The 1,721-nt window shown below is 56.5% G+C and carries 1 protein-coding gene; it reads right to left on the reverse strand.

Annotation, left to right across the window (positions count from 1 at the left end; genetic code table 11):
• Window positions 1–318: 318 nt before the first annotated feature.
• Complete coding sequence (locus tag OKA04_RS24865) at window positions 319–1,620, reverse strand: ribulose bisphosphate carboxylase/oxygenase activase (RefSeq protein ID WP_215395034.1); 1,302 nt, start codon at window positions 1,618–1,620, stop codon at window positions 319–321.
• Window positions 1,621–1,721 lie beyond the last annotated feature (101 nt).

Genomic DNA, 1,721 nt, shown 5'->3' on the forward strand with positions numbered 1-1,721 from the left:
CCTATCTTTATATTATATTATTATTAACAAAAACTTGTCATGCCCAGCTATGGCTTGGGCGCGATCTGATACACAGAACAAAGAGAAAACATAAAAAGGAGAAATAATTAATAGCAAGCGTCAAGCCGGCCTGCTTAAAAGGTGTAAAGGCAGCTGCCGTCGTCGCTCCTCGCCGTTGGGTCGAAGTTCTTGGCAACAGGGTCGGTGCAACCTTCCGGCACAGGCAGGTTACCTGCTTGCTGTGCTCCTTGCCCTCCTCCTCCTATGCAGGCCGCCTACGATGCATCGATGGGATGCGAATAGCTAGAGATCTTTTATTCAGCTGGATGGCGCAGAACCGTAGAAGGAACCAGTCTTCATGGCGTCGGAGTTAGCGTCACCAAGAGCAGCCTCGCTCAAGTACTGCTCAGCCAGCTGCACACGCTTGACGTTCTCCTGCTCCTTCACAAGCATGTATCCGTACTCCATGAGCTTTTCGATCGTCATCTTGGGCTGCTCGAACTCCGGTGGGCCCTCCCTCGAGTTCACCAGCCTCTTGCCAATGTTCTCCACACCCGTGTCCGACACCCACTTGCGCACCTCGTCGTCGTAAACACGGGCACGAAGAGCGCCGAAGAAATCGATGGATTGGCCTGGGAAGCTGTCGACGATCTTGACGATGTCCTCGTCGGGGACGTTGTCGGTGCGGAAGATACCCTTGCAGACGCCGACACGGTCGTCGCGGGTGGGAGCCCAGTAGAACTTCTCCATACGCCCGTCACGGATGAGCGGCGCGTACAGCGTGGAGAAGTCGTTGCCGGTGACGATGATGGGGACACGGGGGTTGTCCTCCTTGTTGTACATCCCGGGGAGCTGCACGTTGGTTGGGTTGTCGGCGATGTTCATCAGGGTGGCGTTCACCATCTGGTTGTTCACCGTGTACTGGGTGGTGCCTCCCATGCGACCTGCACCCGCGTCCAGATCGTTGATGAAGAGGCAGCACATCTTCCCCTTCTTGATGATGTCTGCCGCCTCACGGTACCGCTGCCTGATCAGCTTCGCCGGCTCTCCGGCGTTGCCGCTCTCCAGCTCTCCGGCGCTCATCATGATGGGGTTGATCCCCATCTTGGCGAAGACGAGCTCACACTGGAAGGATTTTCCCTGACCCTTGCCTCCCCAGATACCCAGGATGAGTGGGACCTTGATGTTGGGGAGGGTCATGAAGTTCTTGGAGATGTGGACGACGAGCTTGTCCATGAAAGCAGGGGCGATGTAGAAGCCTCCCATGGTGTTGTCGAAGTCGTACGTTCTGAGACCCTGGCTGAGGTACTCGTAGGAGCTGAGGACGGCCTCGTGGGTGCCATCACCCGTGGGAGCCTGGAAAAGGGAGTCGACGAAACCCTTCCCCCTGGTGATGTCCTGCTGGTCATCGGAGATGTCGTAGGCGAGACCCTTCCACCTGTCCTGGTCGGTCTGCTTGCCCTCGTCCAGCTCCTTGGCCATCACCTTGAACCTGTTGATGTTGGAGCTCTTGCCATGGTAGTTCACCGCCGATGTCACCTGCTTCTTCAGCTTCTTCCCCAGGAAGTTGGTCGGAGTGGACGCCGGAGCTCCAACGGTGGAGGAGAAGGCAGCAGCCATCTTAATTTGCTGAAAGTCGATGATTGTAGAGGATCACTGATGATGGCCGGCCGTGCTACTCCTAAACTTGGCCTGAAAGAGGGTGGAGTTCACAGTGGCCA

The organism is Luteolibacter flavescens, from assembly GCF_025950085.1.
GTDB classification, from domain to species: Bacteria; Verrucomicrobiota; Verrucomicrobiia; order Verrucomicrobiales; family Akkermansiaceae; genus Haloferula; species Haloferula flavescens.

Excerpts from the sequence above, each read along its gene's own strand:
- OKA04_RS24865 (WP_215395034.1), bottom strand. The coding sequence starts at position 1,620 with ATGGCTGCTGCCTTCTCCTCCACCGTTGGAGCTCCGGCGTCCACTCCG.